This is a genomic window from Paenibacillus sp. Leaf72 (assembly GCF_001422685.1).
Classification (GTDB): domain Bacteria; phylum Bacillota; class Bacilli; order Paenibacillales; family Paenibacillaceae; genus Pristimantibacillus.
This window is the reverse complement of the sequence record NZ_LMLV01000030.1, coordinates 165,974-180,941: the sequence shown is the minus strand read 5'-3', so window position 1 is coordinate 180,941 and position 14,968 is coordinate 165,974. Positions and strand designations below refer to the sequence as shown.

At 49.6% G+C, this 14,968-nt stretch carries 13 protein-coding genes; 1 reads left to right on the top strand and 12 read right to left on the bottom strand.

The features are described 5' to 3' along the window. Window positions 1–5: 5 nt before the first annotated feature. The 6 genes from ASF12_RS22055 to liaF all read right to left on the bottom strand — a co-directional run bounded on the left by ASF12_RS22055 (window position 6) and on the right by liaF (window position 5,965). The gene (locus tag ASF12_RS22055) at window positions 6–695 is read right to left on the bottom strand and encodes a response regulator transcription factor (RefSeq protein WP_056039590.1); all 690 of its coding nucleotides are present in this window, start codon (window positions 693–695) and stop codon (window positions 6–8) included. 113 nt (window positions 696–808) lie between these two features. Further along, complete coding sequence (locus ASF12_RS22050) at window positions 809–2,434, bottom strand: S1C family serine protease (protein WP_056039587.1); 1,626 nt, start codon at window positions 2,432–2,434, stop codon at window positions 809–811. A gap of 201 nt (window positions 2,435–2,635) precedes the next feature. Beyond that, window positions 2,636–3,046, bottom strand: coding sequence for a YugN family protein (locus ASF12_RS22045; RefSeq protein ID WP_056039584.1), 411 nt, complete (start codon window positions 3,044–3,046; stop codon window positions 2,636–2,638). Window positions 3,047–3,167: 121 nt separating this feature from the next. Then, window positions 3,168–3,833 carry a response regulator gene (locus tag ASF12_RS22040; RefSeq protein WP_056039581.1) on the bottom strand — a complete coding sequence of 222 codons (666 nt, stop codon included), beginning with the start codon at window positions 3,831–3,833 and terminating at the stop codon, window positions 3,168–3,170. Further along, window positions 3,830–4,864, bottom strand: a complete 1,035-nt coding sequence (locus ASF12_RS22035; protein WP_056039579.1) for a sensor histidine kinase — start codon at window positions 4,862–4,864, stop codon at window positions 3,830–3,832. The genes ASF12_RS22040 and ASF12_RS22035 overlap by 4 nt, the downstream gene beginning before the upstream one ends. Before the next feature lie 6 nt (window positions 4,865–4,870). Next, window positions 4,871–5,965, bottom strand: a complete 1,095-nt coding sequence (liaF, locus tag ASF12_RS22030) for a cell wall-active antibiotics response protein LiaF (protein WP_056039576.1) — start codon at window positions 5,963–5,965, stop codon at window positions 4,871–4,873. 267 nt (window positions 5,966–6,232) lie between these two features. Between liaF and ASF12_RS22025 the strand changes: the two genes are divergently transcribed. Then, complete coding sequence (locus ASF12_RS22025; protein WP_056039574.1) at window positions 6,233–7,531, top strand: ammonium transporter; 1,299 nt, start codon at window positions 6,233–6,235, stop codon at window positions 7,529–7,531. Window positions 7,532–7,635: 104 nt separating this feature from the next. Here the strand turns inward: ASF12_RS22025 and ASF12_RS22020 are convergent, their stop codons facing one another. The 6 genes from ASF12_RS22020 to ASF12_RS22000 all read right to left on the bottom strand — a co-directional run bounded on the left by ASF12_RS22020 (window position 7,636) and on the right by ASF12_RS22000 (window position 14,955). Further along, entirely contained in the window at window positions 7,636–8,013 is a 378-nt protein-coding gene (locus ASF12_RS22020) for a hypothetical protein (protein WP_056039570.1), read from the bottom strand. A 168-nt stretch (window positions 8,014–8,181) separates the two neighbouring features. Next, window positions 8,182–8,313 carry a hypothetical protein gene (locus ASF12_RS36200; protein ID WP_268795458.1) on the bottom strand — a complete coding sequence of 44 codons (132 nt, stop codon included), beginning with the start codon at window positions 8,311–8,313 and terminating at the stop codon, window positions 8,182–8,184. A 65-nt stretch (window positions 8,314–8,378) separates the two neighbouring features. Further along, entirely contained in the window at window positions 8,379–9,014 is a 636-nt protein-coding gene (locus tag ASF12_RS36360; protein WP_056039567.1) for a 3D domain-containing protein, read from the bottom strand. Window positions 9,015–9,089: 75 nt separating this feature from the next. Then, window positions 9,090–11,027 (bottom strand): threonine--tRNA ligase, encoded by a 1,938-nt coding sequence (gene thrS, locus ASF12_RS22010; RefSeq protein ID WP_056039563.1) that lies wholly within the window; start codon window positions 11,025–11,027, stop codon window positions 9,090–9,092. Window positions 11,028–11,474: 447 nt separating this feature from the next. Then, window positions 11,475–11,678, bottom strand: coding sequence for a hypothetical protein (locus ASF12_RS22005; RefSeq protein WP_056039559.1), 204 nt, complete (start codon window positions 11,676–11,678; stop codon window positions 11,475–11,477). 25 nt (window positions 11,679–11,703) lie between these two features. Further along, window positions 11,704–14,955, bottom strand: a complete 3,252-nt coding sequence (locus tag ASF12_RS22000) for an efflux RND transporter permease subunit (protein ID WP_056039554.1) — start codon at window positions 14,953–14,955, stop codon at window positions 11,704–11,706. Window positions 14,956–14,968 lie beyond the last annotated feature (13 nt).

Below are 14,968 nucleotides of genomic sequence, written 5' to 3'. Positions count from 1 at the left end.
GCTGATCAGCCCTCTCCCCGCAGCACATAGCCTGTACCACGAACGGTTTGAATCATGCGCTTGCCGCCGCCCTCCTCCATTTTCTGGCGCAGCATCGCAATATAAACTTCTAGAACATTCGACTCTCCGCTGAAGTCGTAGCCCCATATTTTTTCCATAATGACATCACGGGTCAATACGCGGCGCGGGTTCTGTATAAAGAGCAGCAGCAAATCATATTCCTTTGCCGTAAGCTCAATACGCCGGCCGCCCCGAATCGCTTCGCGGGCATCTTGATCAAGCGCAAGATCCTCATAGACGATTTTGCTGCCCGTATCCTCGATTTTATCCGGCTTGCGACGCAGCAGCGCACGAACTCTGGCAAGCAGCTCTTCGAGTGCAAATGGCTTCACTAGATAATCGTCAGCTCCCGTATCCAGCCCTTTCACCCGGTCGGTAATATCATCCTTCGCTGTCAGCATCAGAATCGGAACCGTGCTTCCTCCTTCTCGCACTCTACGGCATACTTCCCAGCCGTCTACATGCGGCATCATCACGTCGAGTATGAGAAGCTGTGGCTCCGCTGTCATTAGCAGCTTCAGCCCTTCCAAGCCATTGCTTGCAGTCGTCACTTCATATCCTTCAAAAATCAGGCTCCGCCTTAATAAAGAGGTGATTTTCTCATCGTCATCTACAACTATAATTTGTGTTCTCATCGGTACGCCCCCATGTTCTTTAGCTTCATAAAAACAGACGCAGAGAGATTGTTCGCCTCTGCGCCTGATTGTAACCATTCAGCACCAGCTGCACCGATATGCTGGCTGCTTCATTATTCTGCGTTGAACTTATTGCGGTCGCCTATGGTGACCGACAAATCCATTTTCGCACCTTTGCGGATAATATTCAACTCCACAACATCTCCTACTTTTCTTTTTTGAATTGCGGGAATCAGTTCTTTTATATTGTTGTACACTTTGCCGTCAATGCCGATGATAACGTCAAATTGTTTCAGATCGCCCAGGTAGGCAGGAGAGTTGTAATACACATTGCTGACGATGGAGCCTTCCGCTTTATCCATGCCTAGCTGCTTCGCCATAGCATCCGTTACATCAGCTAGTTCCGCGCCGATGAAAGGAATCGGATCTTTCGGAACCTCAACGTTATTTTTCAAATTCTCCAATACGCCTTGGATTGTGCTCGTTGGAATCGCAAATCCAATTCCTTGCGCCTGCGAGCTTACAGCTGTGTTAATGCCGACCACTTCACCATTTACGTTGAGCAGCGGTCCGCCAGAGTTGCCTGGATTAATCGATGCGTCCGTTTGCAGCAAATGCTCGTAGTTGCGTGTTCCTTGCTCATCCGGAATGGAAATCGGACGTTCCTTCGCGCTGAGCACGCCAACGGTAATCGTATGGTCAAAGCCATAAGGATTGCCGATTGCTGCGACCCAATCACCGATTTTGATGCTGTCGGAGTTACCTAGCTTCAAAGTAGGGAAGGCTTTCGTATCCGTTACTTTAAGTACAGCCAAATCCAGATTATAATCAGAGCCCAGCAGCTGCGCTGTTAGCGGCTTGTCATAGCCCTGCACCGTAACTTCGATTTTCTCTGCTCCGCCCACGACGTGCTGGTTGGTCAAAATGTAACCGGTGGAGTCAAAAAAGAATCCGGTACCGCTGCCTGTTGCTTGTAATCCATTGCTGTTATTGTTTTGCTCCTGGCTGCCTGCTCCCGGATAATCCTGGCCGAAAAACTGTTCGAAGAAGGAATCAGCCGATGGATCGCCATTGCTTCTTGTAGGCGAAGCAAAGGTTTCAATTTTCACAACAGCCGGGCTTGAAGCCTCGAACAGCTTAGCAATATCGTCCGGCCTGTCAGATGCTGCAGTTAGCCCGCTGTTTTGTCCCGTTGCTGTAGCCGTTCCCTGCTGAGATACAGTCGCTTCCGCCGGCTTGCTGAACCAATTGTTCACATCCGAAGCATACATTAAAGATCCAACTACTAGAACCCCAGCAATAAACGAAGAAAACATCGCTTTGAATGACGTTTTGCGCTGCGGCTCCTTCACCTGCCAACCGCCTCTGGCGGATGACTGCGATGAGCTGAACGGCCTTACTGGGGCAGGAGGCATGCTTTCAGCGAAGTTTGCCTGTTCACCCTGCTGCTGGCTGTACGGCTGGGATGCGGCAGCTGCTTCCTGGCTGGATGTTGGTGCCGGAGTTGACATAGAATGATTGCCTGCTCCAGCGCTATCAGACAGCGTATGATTGTCCGGTGCGCCTGACTTAAACGGTCCGTAAGAATAGTAGTAGGAAGGCTTGCTTGCCTGTTCAGAAGAATCAGCTGATGCTTCATCAGCGTGGGCTGGCTGAACGTTATCCTCCTGCTTCCGCTGCCCATCCTCACGATTTTGGAAAAAATCATCAAAGCCGTTCTTTTTATTCTGATCGTCCATTCCCGTTTCCTCCTCATCGGTATACAATGAAGCAATTCAGTCTCTAAAGGCTGCTTGCTGGTTAATTGTTGTACTCCTATCATGCACATTCTACCTTAAAACAATCTTAAAAGACATTTAAACATACATAAAAAAACTCCCTATCACTGGTGACAGAGAGTTTTTCATCCACTATTTAAGTTTCAAAAGACTGCTTTAAGCTTATGCCAATGCCCGTTCTACCTGCTGCATAATGTCCTTGGCCCGCTCGACCCATTCGCTTTCAATGTCAGCATCGGGATCAGTCGGCGCTTGAAATTGGTCGAATAAGGCGCCTACCAGCCGCACCGAAGCTTCCTCATCATTGCCTTCTTTATATAAATGCTTAAGCACATATGGCGTTCCCAGCTTAATAGTGGCATCTGTATCCGAAGAGCTATTATCGATGGCGCCATCCGTCACTTCAAAAGGAATCCGCAGCCATACTTTATGGGCTTCATCCAATGGGCGATCGAACGAACCAGCTGCATAATCCCAATTGCCGCCTAAAGCGAACGTATGCTGCGTCAGCATATCGCGGGTTTCAATGAAGGATTGATGGCTGGCTTCCAGCTCTGATGACAGCAAAATCATAGCAAGACGCTCCTTTTATGTACGCTTTAGTGCGGCTCATCTCGCCGCTGTACATCGTTAGTATAGCCCGCCTTTTGCTGCAATATGTGATAAATAATAATGTGATTTGGTTTATTGTTGATTATAAGCTTTTGGCCCAGCCTTTGCGATGAGCAAGCACCGCCAGCTGTGTCCGATCATCCAGCTCGCATTTCATTAATAAATTGCTGACATGCGTCTTGACCGTCTTAATGCTGATGTGGAGCTCTTCGCCAATTTCCTTGTTTGACCGTCCCTCGGCAATAAGCAGCAGCACTTCCTTCTCCCGCTCCGTCAGCCCTTCATCTCCTGATTGTGCTGTACGCTGCCGAAGTCCACGCGTCAAAGCCTGAGATACATCAGCTGTCATGACAGGCATGCCTTTCGAAGCGCCGTTCAGCGCATAAATCAGCTCCTCCGCCGATACCGTCTTCAGTACATAGCTGACCGCCCCTGCCTCAATGGCAGCATACACTTTATCATCCTCCAAAAAACTCGTCAGCATGACGATTTTCACATCCGGATATTTCGCCATCACGCGCCTCGTCGTCTCAATGCCATCCATGCCGGGCATCATTAAATCCATCAGCAGGACATCAGGCATCCCTTTCGGTATGCCGGCTTCAAGCTTATCAAGCGCAGCCTGCCCGCTGCCCGCCTCTGCAACAACTTCAAATTTCGGCTCCAGCATTAAATAAGTGCGCAATCCTGTTCGAACCATATCATGATCATCAATAATCATAATTTTCAACATTTCCTGGCTGCTCATTTTTTATCGCTCCCCCGCCATATTTTTGGAATAGACACCTTGACCCTCGTTCCACTGCCTGGCTTGCTTATAATTTCTGCCGTTCCGCCAAGCTTCTGGGCACGCTCGTGCATCGTTGACAGCCCGTAGGAGCCTCGTTTGACCTCATCTACTCGGAAGCCCGTTCCATCATCCTGCAGGCTCAGCACAATTTGCCGTTCATTTTCCGATAACGTCAGCGAGCAGCCCTCTGCTTTTGCATGCTTGACGATATTAGCCAGTCCCTCCTGCACGATGAGAAAAAGCTGATGCTCCTTCGCTTCCGACAGCGGCTCAACCAGCCGCCATTCCAGCTGCCCTTGCAAATGGTTTTGCCGGCAATAATCAGGAAACCACTTATCCAGCGCTTGGAGCAGCGTTCGGCCTTCAAGCTCCATTGGGCGAAGCTGAGCGATGAACGTGCGCATTTGCTTCTGGGCAAGCGTGGACATCTCGATTAACTGGCCTAGCACCTCAGCCGCGCGTTCGCTATCCACCTGCTGAAGCTTAGGCAGCGAAGAGGCGCACATATGCATCGCAAACAATTGCTGGCTTACCGTATCATGCAAGTCGCGAGCGAGCCTTTTGCGCTCTTCCAGCACCGCTTCTTCATTAGAGGCAGCTTCGGCCATAACCTGCTCCTCGCCTGTACGCTGGATGTAAGTCATCCGCTCCTCCATTTGCCTCGCAAGCACATTAAACTCCTCATAAAGCTCGGTAAAGGACAAGCCGCCCCGCTCGGCAATCCGAATTTCAAAGTTGCCGTTAACGGCCTGTTTCATCGCGAGCTGGAGCGTATCTACTCTGCGCTGTATTCGCCTGCCGGCCCAATAACCGCAAGACGCAGCAACAAGCAGGAAGACGGCTGCGGCAGTCAGCCACATTTCCCATCTCCCTGCATGAGGCATAAGCCCATAAGCGATTATCGCCGCCGCTCCATAAGCCAGAGCAGCAGCGAACACAAACATGGAAATCAATTCCCATTTTCCACTGCGAAGCAACCGAACCATCATAAACGCTTATCCCACCCTCGTGACACGCACATCGCCAATAAACGAGCTAACGACCAGCCTGATTTTTTTATCCGCATCTGCATAGGAAGGGGAAGCCATATCCATCGACTTGAACATGCCGTGCTCCTTTTTGCCAAGAAACTTCACATCGCCTATAAAAACGCTGCTCTGCACATGGATGCCCACCTCATAATCATTAGGCACATACACTTTCACATCTCCGATAAAAGAAGATACCGTAATCTTCGTTTCCCCGTAAGCGATTTGCGCTTTCGTTAAATCAATGACGGTGTCGCCGATAAAATGTGAAATGTTGATTGGCTGCAGCTCCCAATAATCATGGCCAATATGAATATCGCCTATGAAATTGGAGCGGGTCTGCGTATTCGGATCATTGTTCCACCACTCGCTTTTGCCGCTGTAGTGATTTTTTTCATTTTTCCACTCTTTGCGCTGTTCCCGAAATTTCTGCTTCCATTCTTTACGTTGATCGCGGTAATGCTGCTTGGCCTGTTCTTTCCATACGTTGCCTATAGGCTGATCCTTCTCTAAATTCACTTTGGATTTCCCGCCTTCAAAGCTGTTTTGCTGAAACGGCGCCCCTTTAACAGGCCCAGCTTGTTCTTGCGCATGCTCTGGAGGAAAAGGATCCGTTGGGCCGGGATGCAGCGGCGGCGCTGGAGGAATTTCACCTTCCGTATAACCATCATAAGACTTCCAATCATCGGATGGCGGCTCATGCTTCTTCCGCTTGCTTCGGCTCGGCTTACGCAGCATATTGATGCCGACTAAAATAATAATAATCGGCCAAATATACGGAATAATATCGCCTAAGGACCAATCCGACCAGCCCATGTTCCGGGCAAGAAACACGACGCCAATAATCATCATCACCCAAAATCCTCCGCCATGCTTGTAGGAGTCTCTCGAGCATATTCCTTTTAGCCCAATAACGATTAAAATAAGCGGCCAGAAGTTGGAGATGATTTCTCCAATGCTGAGCTGGGTGGAAATGATACCCGTTTGATTGAGAAAAAAGACAACACCTATCGCAATAACGATGCCAGCTGTTATAAATCGATTGAAAAAGCTGCCATTCATGAGATCATCAACTCCTGCCTTCAATTGGTTCTATTCTTCATACGTCTAAGTATAACGGACCCGCCAAACACAAGAAAGGGACGGCCGATTGAAATCCAGCTCGGTCTCTAGACTGAGACAAAGGAATATTACACCAGACAAACCTGACATGCGTCACTAAACATTACATAAAAGCGTTGACATTGTTAACTCGAAATCATTATAATGATCAACGAATTAGCAATGTAACATCATTTTATATCTGATTATAAGGGGTTGGCCTACACAATGGAGTTGTCAGAACTGTCGAGAGGTCTCGATACAATCTGGGTTGTCTTGACAGCGGCTATGATTTTGCTGATGGAGGGCGGCTTTGCGCTGCTGGAGGCAGGTTTCGTCCGCCAGAAAAATGCCGTCAGCATCATTATGAAAGTGTTCGTTGATATCGCATTCGGAGCTCTCGTTTTTTATTTTTTTGGCTTCGCTATTATGTACGGCAAAGATGTAGGCGGCCTGCTTGGCACCAGCGGCTTCCTGCTAAGCGGCGACCTTTCTCATATTGTACTTAATATTTCCCATGAAACGTATTGGCTGTTCCAATGCGCGTTCGTTATCGCGGTCATCTCCATCGTATCCGGGGCCGTGGCTGAACGCATCCACTTCCGTGCCTACATTTTGCTGACGATCGCCATGACCGGACTCATTTATCCGCTAGCGGGCCACTGGGTATGGTCAACCGGCGGCTGGCTTGGCAAGCTTGGCATGATCGACTTCGCCGGTTCAGCTGTTATCCATGCCCTCGGTGGATTTGCCGCTCTGGCTGCTGCGATTTTCGTCGGGCCCCGCATTGGCAAGTTCAGCCCGGATGGCAAGGTGAACATCGTTTCGCCATCCAATTTGCCGCTCGCATCCGTTGGCGCCTTCATCCTTTGGTTCGGCTGGTTCGGCTTTAATGCCGGAAGTACGCTGAGCGCCACGAACACATCGATCGGGCATATCGCCGTAACGACGATGCTGTCCGCTGCAGCGGGCGGAGCCACCTGCATATTGTTTACGATGTTTCGTTATAAAAAAGCTGATCCTCCGATGGTTATTAACGGCTCGCTAGCTGGACTTGTCGGCATTACCGCTGGCTGCGCTTTCGTCTCGGACGGCGCTGCAATCTTCATCGGCGCGCTTTGCGGCATTATGATGGTTCTCGCAACCGAATACATGGAGAGCAAAAAAATCGATGATCCCGTCGGCGCCTTCGCCGTACACGGCATTAGCGGCAGCATTGGTACGCTGGCACTCGGATTATTTGCCAAGCCAGAGCTCGCTAGCGAGGTCGGACAAGGCTATTACGGCTTATTTTATGGCGGCGGCTTGAAGCTGCTTGGTGTACAAGCACTTGGCCTCGTCACCGTATCTGTATGGGGCTTTGTCTTCACATGGGCCGTATTATGGCTCATTCGCAAAATCATGCCGGTACGCGTCTCCAAAGACGAGGAGCTAATTGGTCTTGATGTAGGCATTCACGGCGTTCCCGCTTACAGCTACGATACGGATTTTCTTGATGTAGACCACCTGAAGAGCGGCAATTCATAGCTATATAAGTTTAACAAAAAACCTCCACATTCCAGCGATGCCATGCATCCGGAAATGTGGAGGTTTTGTTTTATTTGAAAGGAATGAAGCTTCTCTTCTATGTCTTATAGCAAATCATTCGCCAGCTCGAAGGGAACAGTGACCATATCCGTTGGAGCTGAGCTGTTCTGTATCTTACGTACATTTTCAATTTCAAGCTTTAGCGCACGAACTTTCTCCATCGGCTTGCGAACGAAATGGATATGCTCCACGGCCAAATGATGATCCGGCTTCTTCCCTGACAACATGCGCCTGAAAGCAGACATCGATTGATAAGCCCGCTCTTCCTTGAGACGGCGCTTCTCGTAACGCTCAACCATTTGCTCGATTTCGATAATTTCCTGTTCCTTCTTGCCGATATAAGCGTCAATGAACGGAAGCACCTCAGCAGCTCTGCGATGCTCGGAAGCCGAATAGTTTGTGAATGTTATAGGATCAGTCATGAGAGTTCACCTGTCTTATCATGTGATTATTCGTTACACCGTAATCATACAATAAAACAGGTTCGTTTGAAAACTGTTTTTTATCTCCTTATTTCTATGCCTAGCCGCCAGGTTAGAGAAAAGGAGCCGTAGCGGCTCCTTTTCTCACTTCTTTATTGGGACAGCCTGTTACTTCTGCTTTTTTTGTGTCGATTTAGCGGCTGTGTTGCTCGTTTCATTATTTTGTCCAAATTCTTCTGCAAACTCGGTATTCAGCTTTTGGTTCGATTGAGCTGCTTTATTGTTTTTGTTCTTGGCCATGTTGGTTTTTCACCTCCCCGTCCATGTTAGTATGGCGGGTTAAGGTTCTAATATGCATGCTGTTGTTACGATTCCAGATAAGCCTCAGGCAAGCCTTTTCCTGCCTCCGCGGCCTTGTTGATCTTATTTAGCCAAGCCTGAGACAGCTTCCCGCTGCCTTTGCGAATGACTTCAACCTCCACTGTGCGTTTGCCCCACTGCTTGAATACATCCGCCGTCGTCTCGAAATACAAATCGATTCGGCTGCCTTTAATAGCCGATCCTGTATCTGCGACGACGCCATACCCGTATCCGGGAATATAAAGCAGAGAACCAATCGGAAACAGCTTCGGATCAGCTGCAATCGTGGAAACCATATCCCGGCGAACCTTCACGCCTGAATACGTAATGCCATAGCTCGGATGGCCAGGCCGCTTTCCTGTCGATTCTATTCCGGCTGTGTAGCCCGTTGCAACGACCTTCACTTTATCATATGCCGGTTTTTGCGGCGTTAGCTGCTGCTTGACGGTTTCAGTACGTTCTTCGTGAACTAATGCCGCTGTCAGCTTAACCGATTCAGGTGCGACAATGACGGGCATATGCTGCAGCGGGGCTTCCTGATTCATCGTCTTGCCCGGGAAAGGCTTGAAACAGATCGCAAGCAATACGAGCGCCGCAATTGCGAGCAGCATTTTTTTATAATGAAAAAAGCTTGTAACCATTTGGGCACTTCCTCCTCTGAAGAAGATTACCCAAGTGGTACAAGCTTTATGCAGACGAGCTGCTGTTAGCTGCTCTTATAACGCTTTTGTTTTGATCTCTTGCTCTAACATTTCCGCTGTCTCGGCAATCGATTTTGCCCCGATATCGCCTTCGCCGCGCTTGCGGATTGAGACCGAGCCTGCTTGCATTTCGTTCTCGCCAACTACGAGCATATAAGGAACTTTCTCAATTTGCGCCTCGCGAATTTTGTAGCCGAGCTTCTCATTGCGAAGGTCGCTTTCTACACGAATGCCCGCTTCCTGCAGCTTCTCAGCCACTTCACGCGCATATTGCTCATATACAGTGGACACTGGAATAACCTTCGCTTGAATCGGCGACAGCCATAGCGGCAAAGCGCCAGCAAAATTCTCCAGCAGGAATGCCGTCATGCGCTCCATTGTGCTGATGATGCCGCGGTGAATAACGACTGGACGGTGCTTCTTGCCATCTTCGCCGATGTATTCCAGCTCGAAGCGCTCTGGAAGCAGGAAGTCCAGCTGAGCTGTGGAAAGCGTCTCTTCTTTGCCCAGGGCGGTTTTGATCTGAACGTCCAGCTTCGGACCGTAGAAAGCTGCTTCGCCTTCTGCCTCGAAAAATGGCAGGTCAAGCTCCTCGACAACTTCGCGAAGCATACGCTGCGACATTTCCCACATTTCATCATTTTGGAAATATTTCTCGGTATCCTGCGGATCACGGTACGATAAACGGAAACGGTATTCCTTAATGCCAAAATCTTCATATACTTTGCGGATGAGGTTGACCACACGCGCGAATTCTTCCTTGATTTGGTCCGGACGGCAGAAAATATGTGCGTCATTCAGCGTCATCGCGCGAACGCGGTGCAAGCCAGTCAAGGCTCCGGACATTTCATAGCGGTGCATCGTACCCATTTCGGCAATACGCACCGGCAAGTCGCGGTAGCTTCTCATATCGCTTTTGAAAACCATCATATGATGCGGGCAGTTCATAGGGCGAAGCACGAGCTCTTCGTTATCCAGCACCATCTTCGGAAACATATCCTCGCTGTAATGCTCCCAGTGGCCGGATGTTTTGTACAGCTCTACGTTTGCCAGAACAGGCGTATAAACATGCTCATAGCCCAGACGCTCTTCCATATCCACGATGTAGCGCTCCAATGTACGGCGAACTTTCGCGCCATTCGGCAGCCATAGCGGCAAGCCTTGACCAACCTCGCGCGAGAATGTGAACATTTTCAGCTCGCGTCCCAGCTTGCGGTGATCGCGTTTTTTCGCTTCCTCTAGGAAGTGGAGATGCTCATCGAGCTGCGCTTTTTTCGGAAACGCTGTTCCGTAAATACGCTGAAGCATTTTATTTTTGGAATCACCGCGCCAGTAAGCGCCTGCTACGCTGAGCAGCTTGAATGCTTTAATCCGTCCTGTAGACGGAAGGTGAGGCCCACGGCAGAGGTCGAAAAATTCGCCTTGATCGTAAATGGTAATTTCCGCTTCCACAGGAAGGTCGCGGATCAGCTCCAGCTTGAGCGTATCGCCAATATCGGTAAATACGGCAATCGCTTCATCACGGCTGACGACGCGGCGGCGGATATCGAGATTTTGCTGGACAATTTTATCCATTTCCTTCTCGATTTTAACCAAATCTTCCGGCGTGATCGACTGTTCCATATCGATATCATAGTAGAAGCCATCCTCAATAACGGGGCCAATACCGAGCTTAAGCTCTACATCAGCATACAGGCGCTTGATCGCTTGAGCCATCAAATGCGCTGTGCTGTGACGGTAAACTTCCAGCCCGTCAGCTGAATCCAAAGTGACGATTTCAACCTTTGCATCTTCATTAATAGGTGTATAAACATCAACGGTTTTTCCGTCAATTTTACCTGCGATTGCATTTTTGCGCAGTCCGCTGCTGATCGAGCCAGCCACCTCTTCAATTGTTGTTCCTGCAACATATTCCCTTATTGCGCCATCCGGCAAAGTTACTTTAATCGCCATTGTTATCATCCTTTCCATTCGCTAAGCTTCCAAGCTGCTGCGTTCTGAACGCAAAAAAAGCACGCATCCCGCGAAGGGACGAGTGCTTGTAAGCTCGTGGTTCCACCCTAATTCGATTGCTCGCCTAACGCTAATCAGCGTATTTCATCCCGGCAGCAGCCAATCCTTAATTTATCTGGTAACGGAGATTTCCGGTACAGCTTAATGGCGCTTCACAAATGGAAGCCTGTTCGGCTATACAGCTACAAAGGGGTATATTTACATTTATCTGGAAGGAAATTGCAGCCTTGTTTCCTCTCTCTGGGCCAGTTGAACGTGTAAATACATGTCTTTATCATTGCTTTTTCATTGCTTTTCAGCATATATCAGCATAATTATAGTCCTCAATAGCAAGCAGGTCAAGAGTTAAGACATACATTGCCATAAGCCCCTTTTATCCCGCTGCGCTCACGACAAGCCTTTTCCTTTATATATGCTGCGGCGGCGTACGCGAACGATCCGGTACACGCTGATCGTAAGCAAAATGAGGAAGAGCGGCATCAGCGCTACCTCGCTGCCCTGCCGCGTCGGCACCTCAGCAAAAGCAGCCCCAAGCATCAGTACAGCAAATACGCCCCACATCATAAATCTTCTTCCTTTACGTCCATTCATTGGTTTCACTCCCTCTTCCTCATTCCTAGTCATTGAATATATCTGCTTCATTAACCTTGTGCTTTTTCCACACCATTTCATAAATGACTGGCATGACGATCAGAGTGAGCAGCGTTGAGCTGAACAGCCCGCCAATAACCGTGATCGCAAGGCCACCTGAAATGAGGCTAGTCGAGGAGCCCGATAATGCAAGCGGTACAAGCGCAAGCATTGTCGCAAAAGCCGTCATTAGAATCGGTCTTAGCCTTGTTCTTGCCGCCTCCACGATTGCTTCGGTAATCGGTATGCCTGCTTTGCGATTTTTCTCCACCCGATCAAGCAGCACGACCGCATTGGTGACGACGATGCCGACCAGCATCAGCATGCCAATCATGCCGCTCATAGACAGGGCTTGCCCTGACAGAAGCAAAGCGCTGAGTGAGCCAATCGGAATAAACACCAGCGAGGCTAAAATAATAAGCGGAGTCCGCAAACCACCGAATGTCATGCTCATAATAATAAATACAAGGCCTATCGCTGCCGCCATAGCGATACCGAGGCTTGAGAAGCCGTCATTGATCATTTGCAGCCCGCCGCCGACCTTAAGCTCTACTCCAGAAGGCAGCGTCAGACTATAAATATCCGCCTGCACGAGCTTTGTAACGGCTGATACCGCACTGTCATCCTTCACCGTTCCACTGACAAGGGCATACATTTTGCCATCATCGTGGCTGACCTTGATCCAAGCTTTCTGCTCCGTAATGTCTGCGATATCCTTCAACTTCTTTATGCCCGCTGCAGTAGGAATCTGGATATTTTCCAGCTCCTGCTTTGTGGCAATTTGCTGTTTATAAGATAAGGTTATCGCTTGTTCCTTATTATCGATTTTGTAAGTGCCAGCATCGACTGGTCGCAGCTGCTCGCCGGTCAATTGCATAATGAGATAAGGGCTAATATTGGCATCGATTCCGCTTTGGTTAAGGGAAACGACCCATTTTGGCGTTACCTCATCCATATTGTTTGTAATATCCTTTAAATCGCTGCTTTCCTTCATTAGATTTTCAACTTGAAGGGCAGTTTGCGCCAGCTTGTCCGAACTGTCCGCATAAATGCTGACATCAATATTGTTTCCCGATGGCGGCCCCTGCTGTTCGCCTGCTTTAATATTGAGCGTTGTCCCTGCCTGCTTCGCAGTGACGACTGCCGGCAGCTCGGTCTGCAGCTTCGAAGTCAATTGCGCCATATCGCTTCCTTCAGCAAATTGGACCGTAATAGTCGCTTTATTATTGCCGCCGCTGGACTGCAGCGGGTTTGCCCCCGCACCGCCAACGGAGACCTCATAGCTCTCTACGTTTTCCAGCTTACTTAAATAGGCCTCCACCTTGCCGCTGACTTCGTCTGTCTGCGTCAAGCTGCTTTGCGCTGGCAATGCAACATCAATAGCTAAGCTCGGAGTCGCACTAGTCGGCAGAAAAGCAACGCCGATTAAAGGTATCATCCCTAGCGAGCCTATTAGCAGCACAACAGCTGATCCTAATACGAGCGCTTTGCGCTTTAGAGCGCTGCGGATGATTTTTTCAAAACCGTTCGAAAGTCTGCTTTCCTTCGTATGCGGCTTCACGCTTCTGAAAAAGCGGCCGCCCAGCACAGGAATCAGCATCATCGAAACCAATAGCGAGATCGTAATGGAGAGAACGACAGCAATCGAAAACGGACGGAAAAACTGTCCAATGATCCCACTGACAAAAGCGAGTGGTGCGAAAACGACGATTGTCGCCGCCGTGGATGAGGCTACCGCCCCGATCACTTCGCGGGTTGCTTGGTAGGCCAGCTCCTTGCCGCTCATTTTCTCGCCTTTTTCCTGCCGCCATCTATATATATTTTCAATAACGACGATGCTGTCATCGACGATCCGTCCGACGGACACGGCGATGCCGCCCAGCGTCATAATGTTAAGCGTATAGCCCATTTGATCCATAATCGCAATCGTGGCAAAAATAGAAATCGGCAGCGACAAAATCGAAATAATCGTCGCCCTTACATTGCGCAAAAACAGGAAAATAATGAGCACGCAAAACAATGTGCCATACAACCCTTCACGAATGAGGCCGGATACGGATTCTTTAATTTCCTGCCCTTGGTCAACGATGACATGATAGTCCAGCTCGCCTTTGCCTTGATAAGTGCTGAGCAGCTCGCTCACATTGTCAGACACATCCGCCGTGTTGGCATCCTGCGTCTTCTGAATCGAAATTACAAAGCTCGGCTCGCCATTAAAGCGGGTAATTTCATTTTGCTCAGATACCGTCTTAATGTCGGCAATATCACCAAGCGTGATAGCGGCTGCGGCACCCACGCCGCCTGAAGCTACAGAACCATTTGATGCTCCTGCGCCTACAGCGTTTCCTGATGCAGAACCTGCGGCACTGCCAGCAGCGGCTTGATTGCCTGCATTGCCCTGCATAGCACCTGCACCCGCTCCGCCTGGATTGCCCTCCACGCCACCTGCACCCGCTCTACTCGCACTGCCTGTTGCAGAACCTGCGGCTCCGCCGCCAGTCGTTGCCGTCAGCTTCAGCGCTTCAAGCTGCTTCAAGCTGTCTAGGCTGCCGGTCAGCCTGATCGGTATGACCGTCTCCTCCTGCGACACCGAGCCCAGTGGCAGGGCGTAATCTAGCGACTGAAGCACCGTGCGGATGGAGCTAAGCGTAATGCCATGCTGCGCCGCTTTATTTTTATCTACAACAATGCTTAGCTCATTTGACGTACCGCCCTTCAGTGTTACGTTTCCTACTCCGGCTAGCTTTTGCAGCTCAGGAACGACGCTGTTTTGCAGCTCATCAGCCAGCTTTGCCGAATCTCCTTCGGCAGCAAATACAGCCGCTTGATAAATAGGCTGGCTATTTGCCGACAAGCGCTGCACCGTTACACTCGCATTATCAGCCAGCTTCAGCTTGTTCACCTCAGCTTCAACTTCGCTGTATTTTTTGTCCATGTCGGTGCCGAAGGGAAACTGGATAAAAATGCTGGCTGCATTTTCAGAAGAGGTGCTCGTTAGCGACTCATAGCCCTGCACGCGCTTCAAATTGTCTTCAATCGGCTTTGCAACGTCCGACTCGATTTCCTCCGTTGAGGCGCCGGGCTGAACCGCCTGCACGAATACGGCCGGGAAATCCAAATCCGGAAACGTCTGCTGCTTAATTTGCGTGGAGGCATACAAGCCATACCCTAGCACCAAAGCGCATAATAAAATGACGGCAACGCTATTTTTCAAACTAAATTTGGTCAATCGATTCACTGTGTATCTCTCC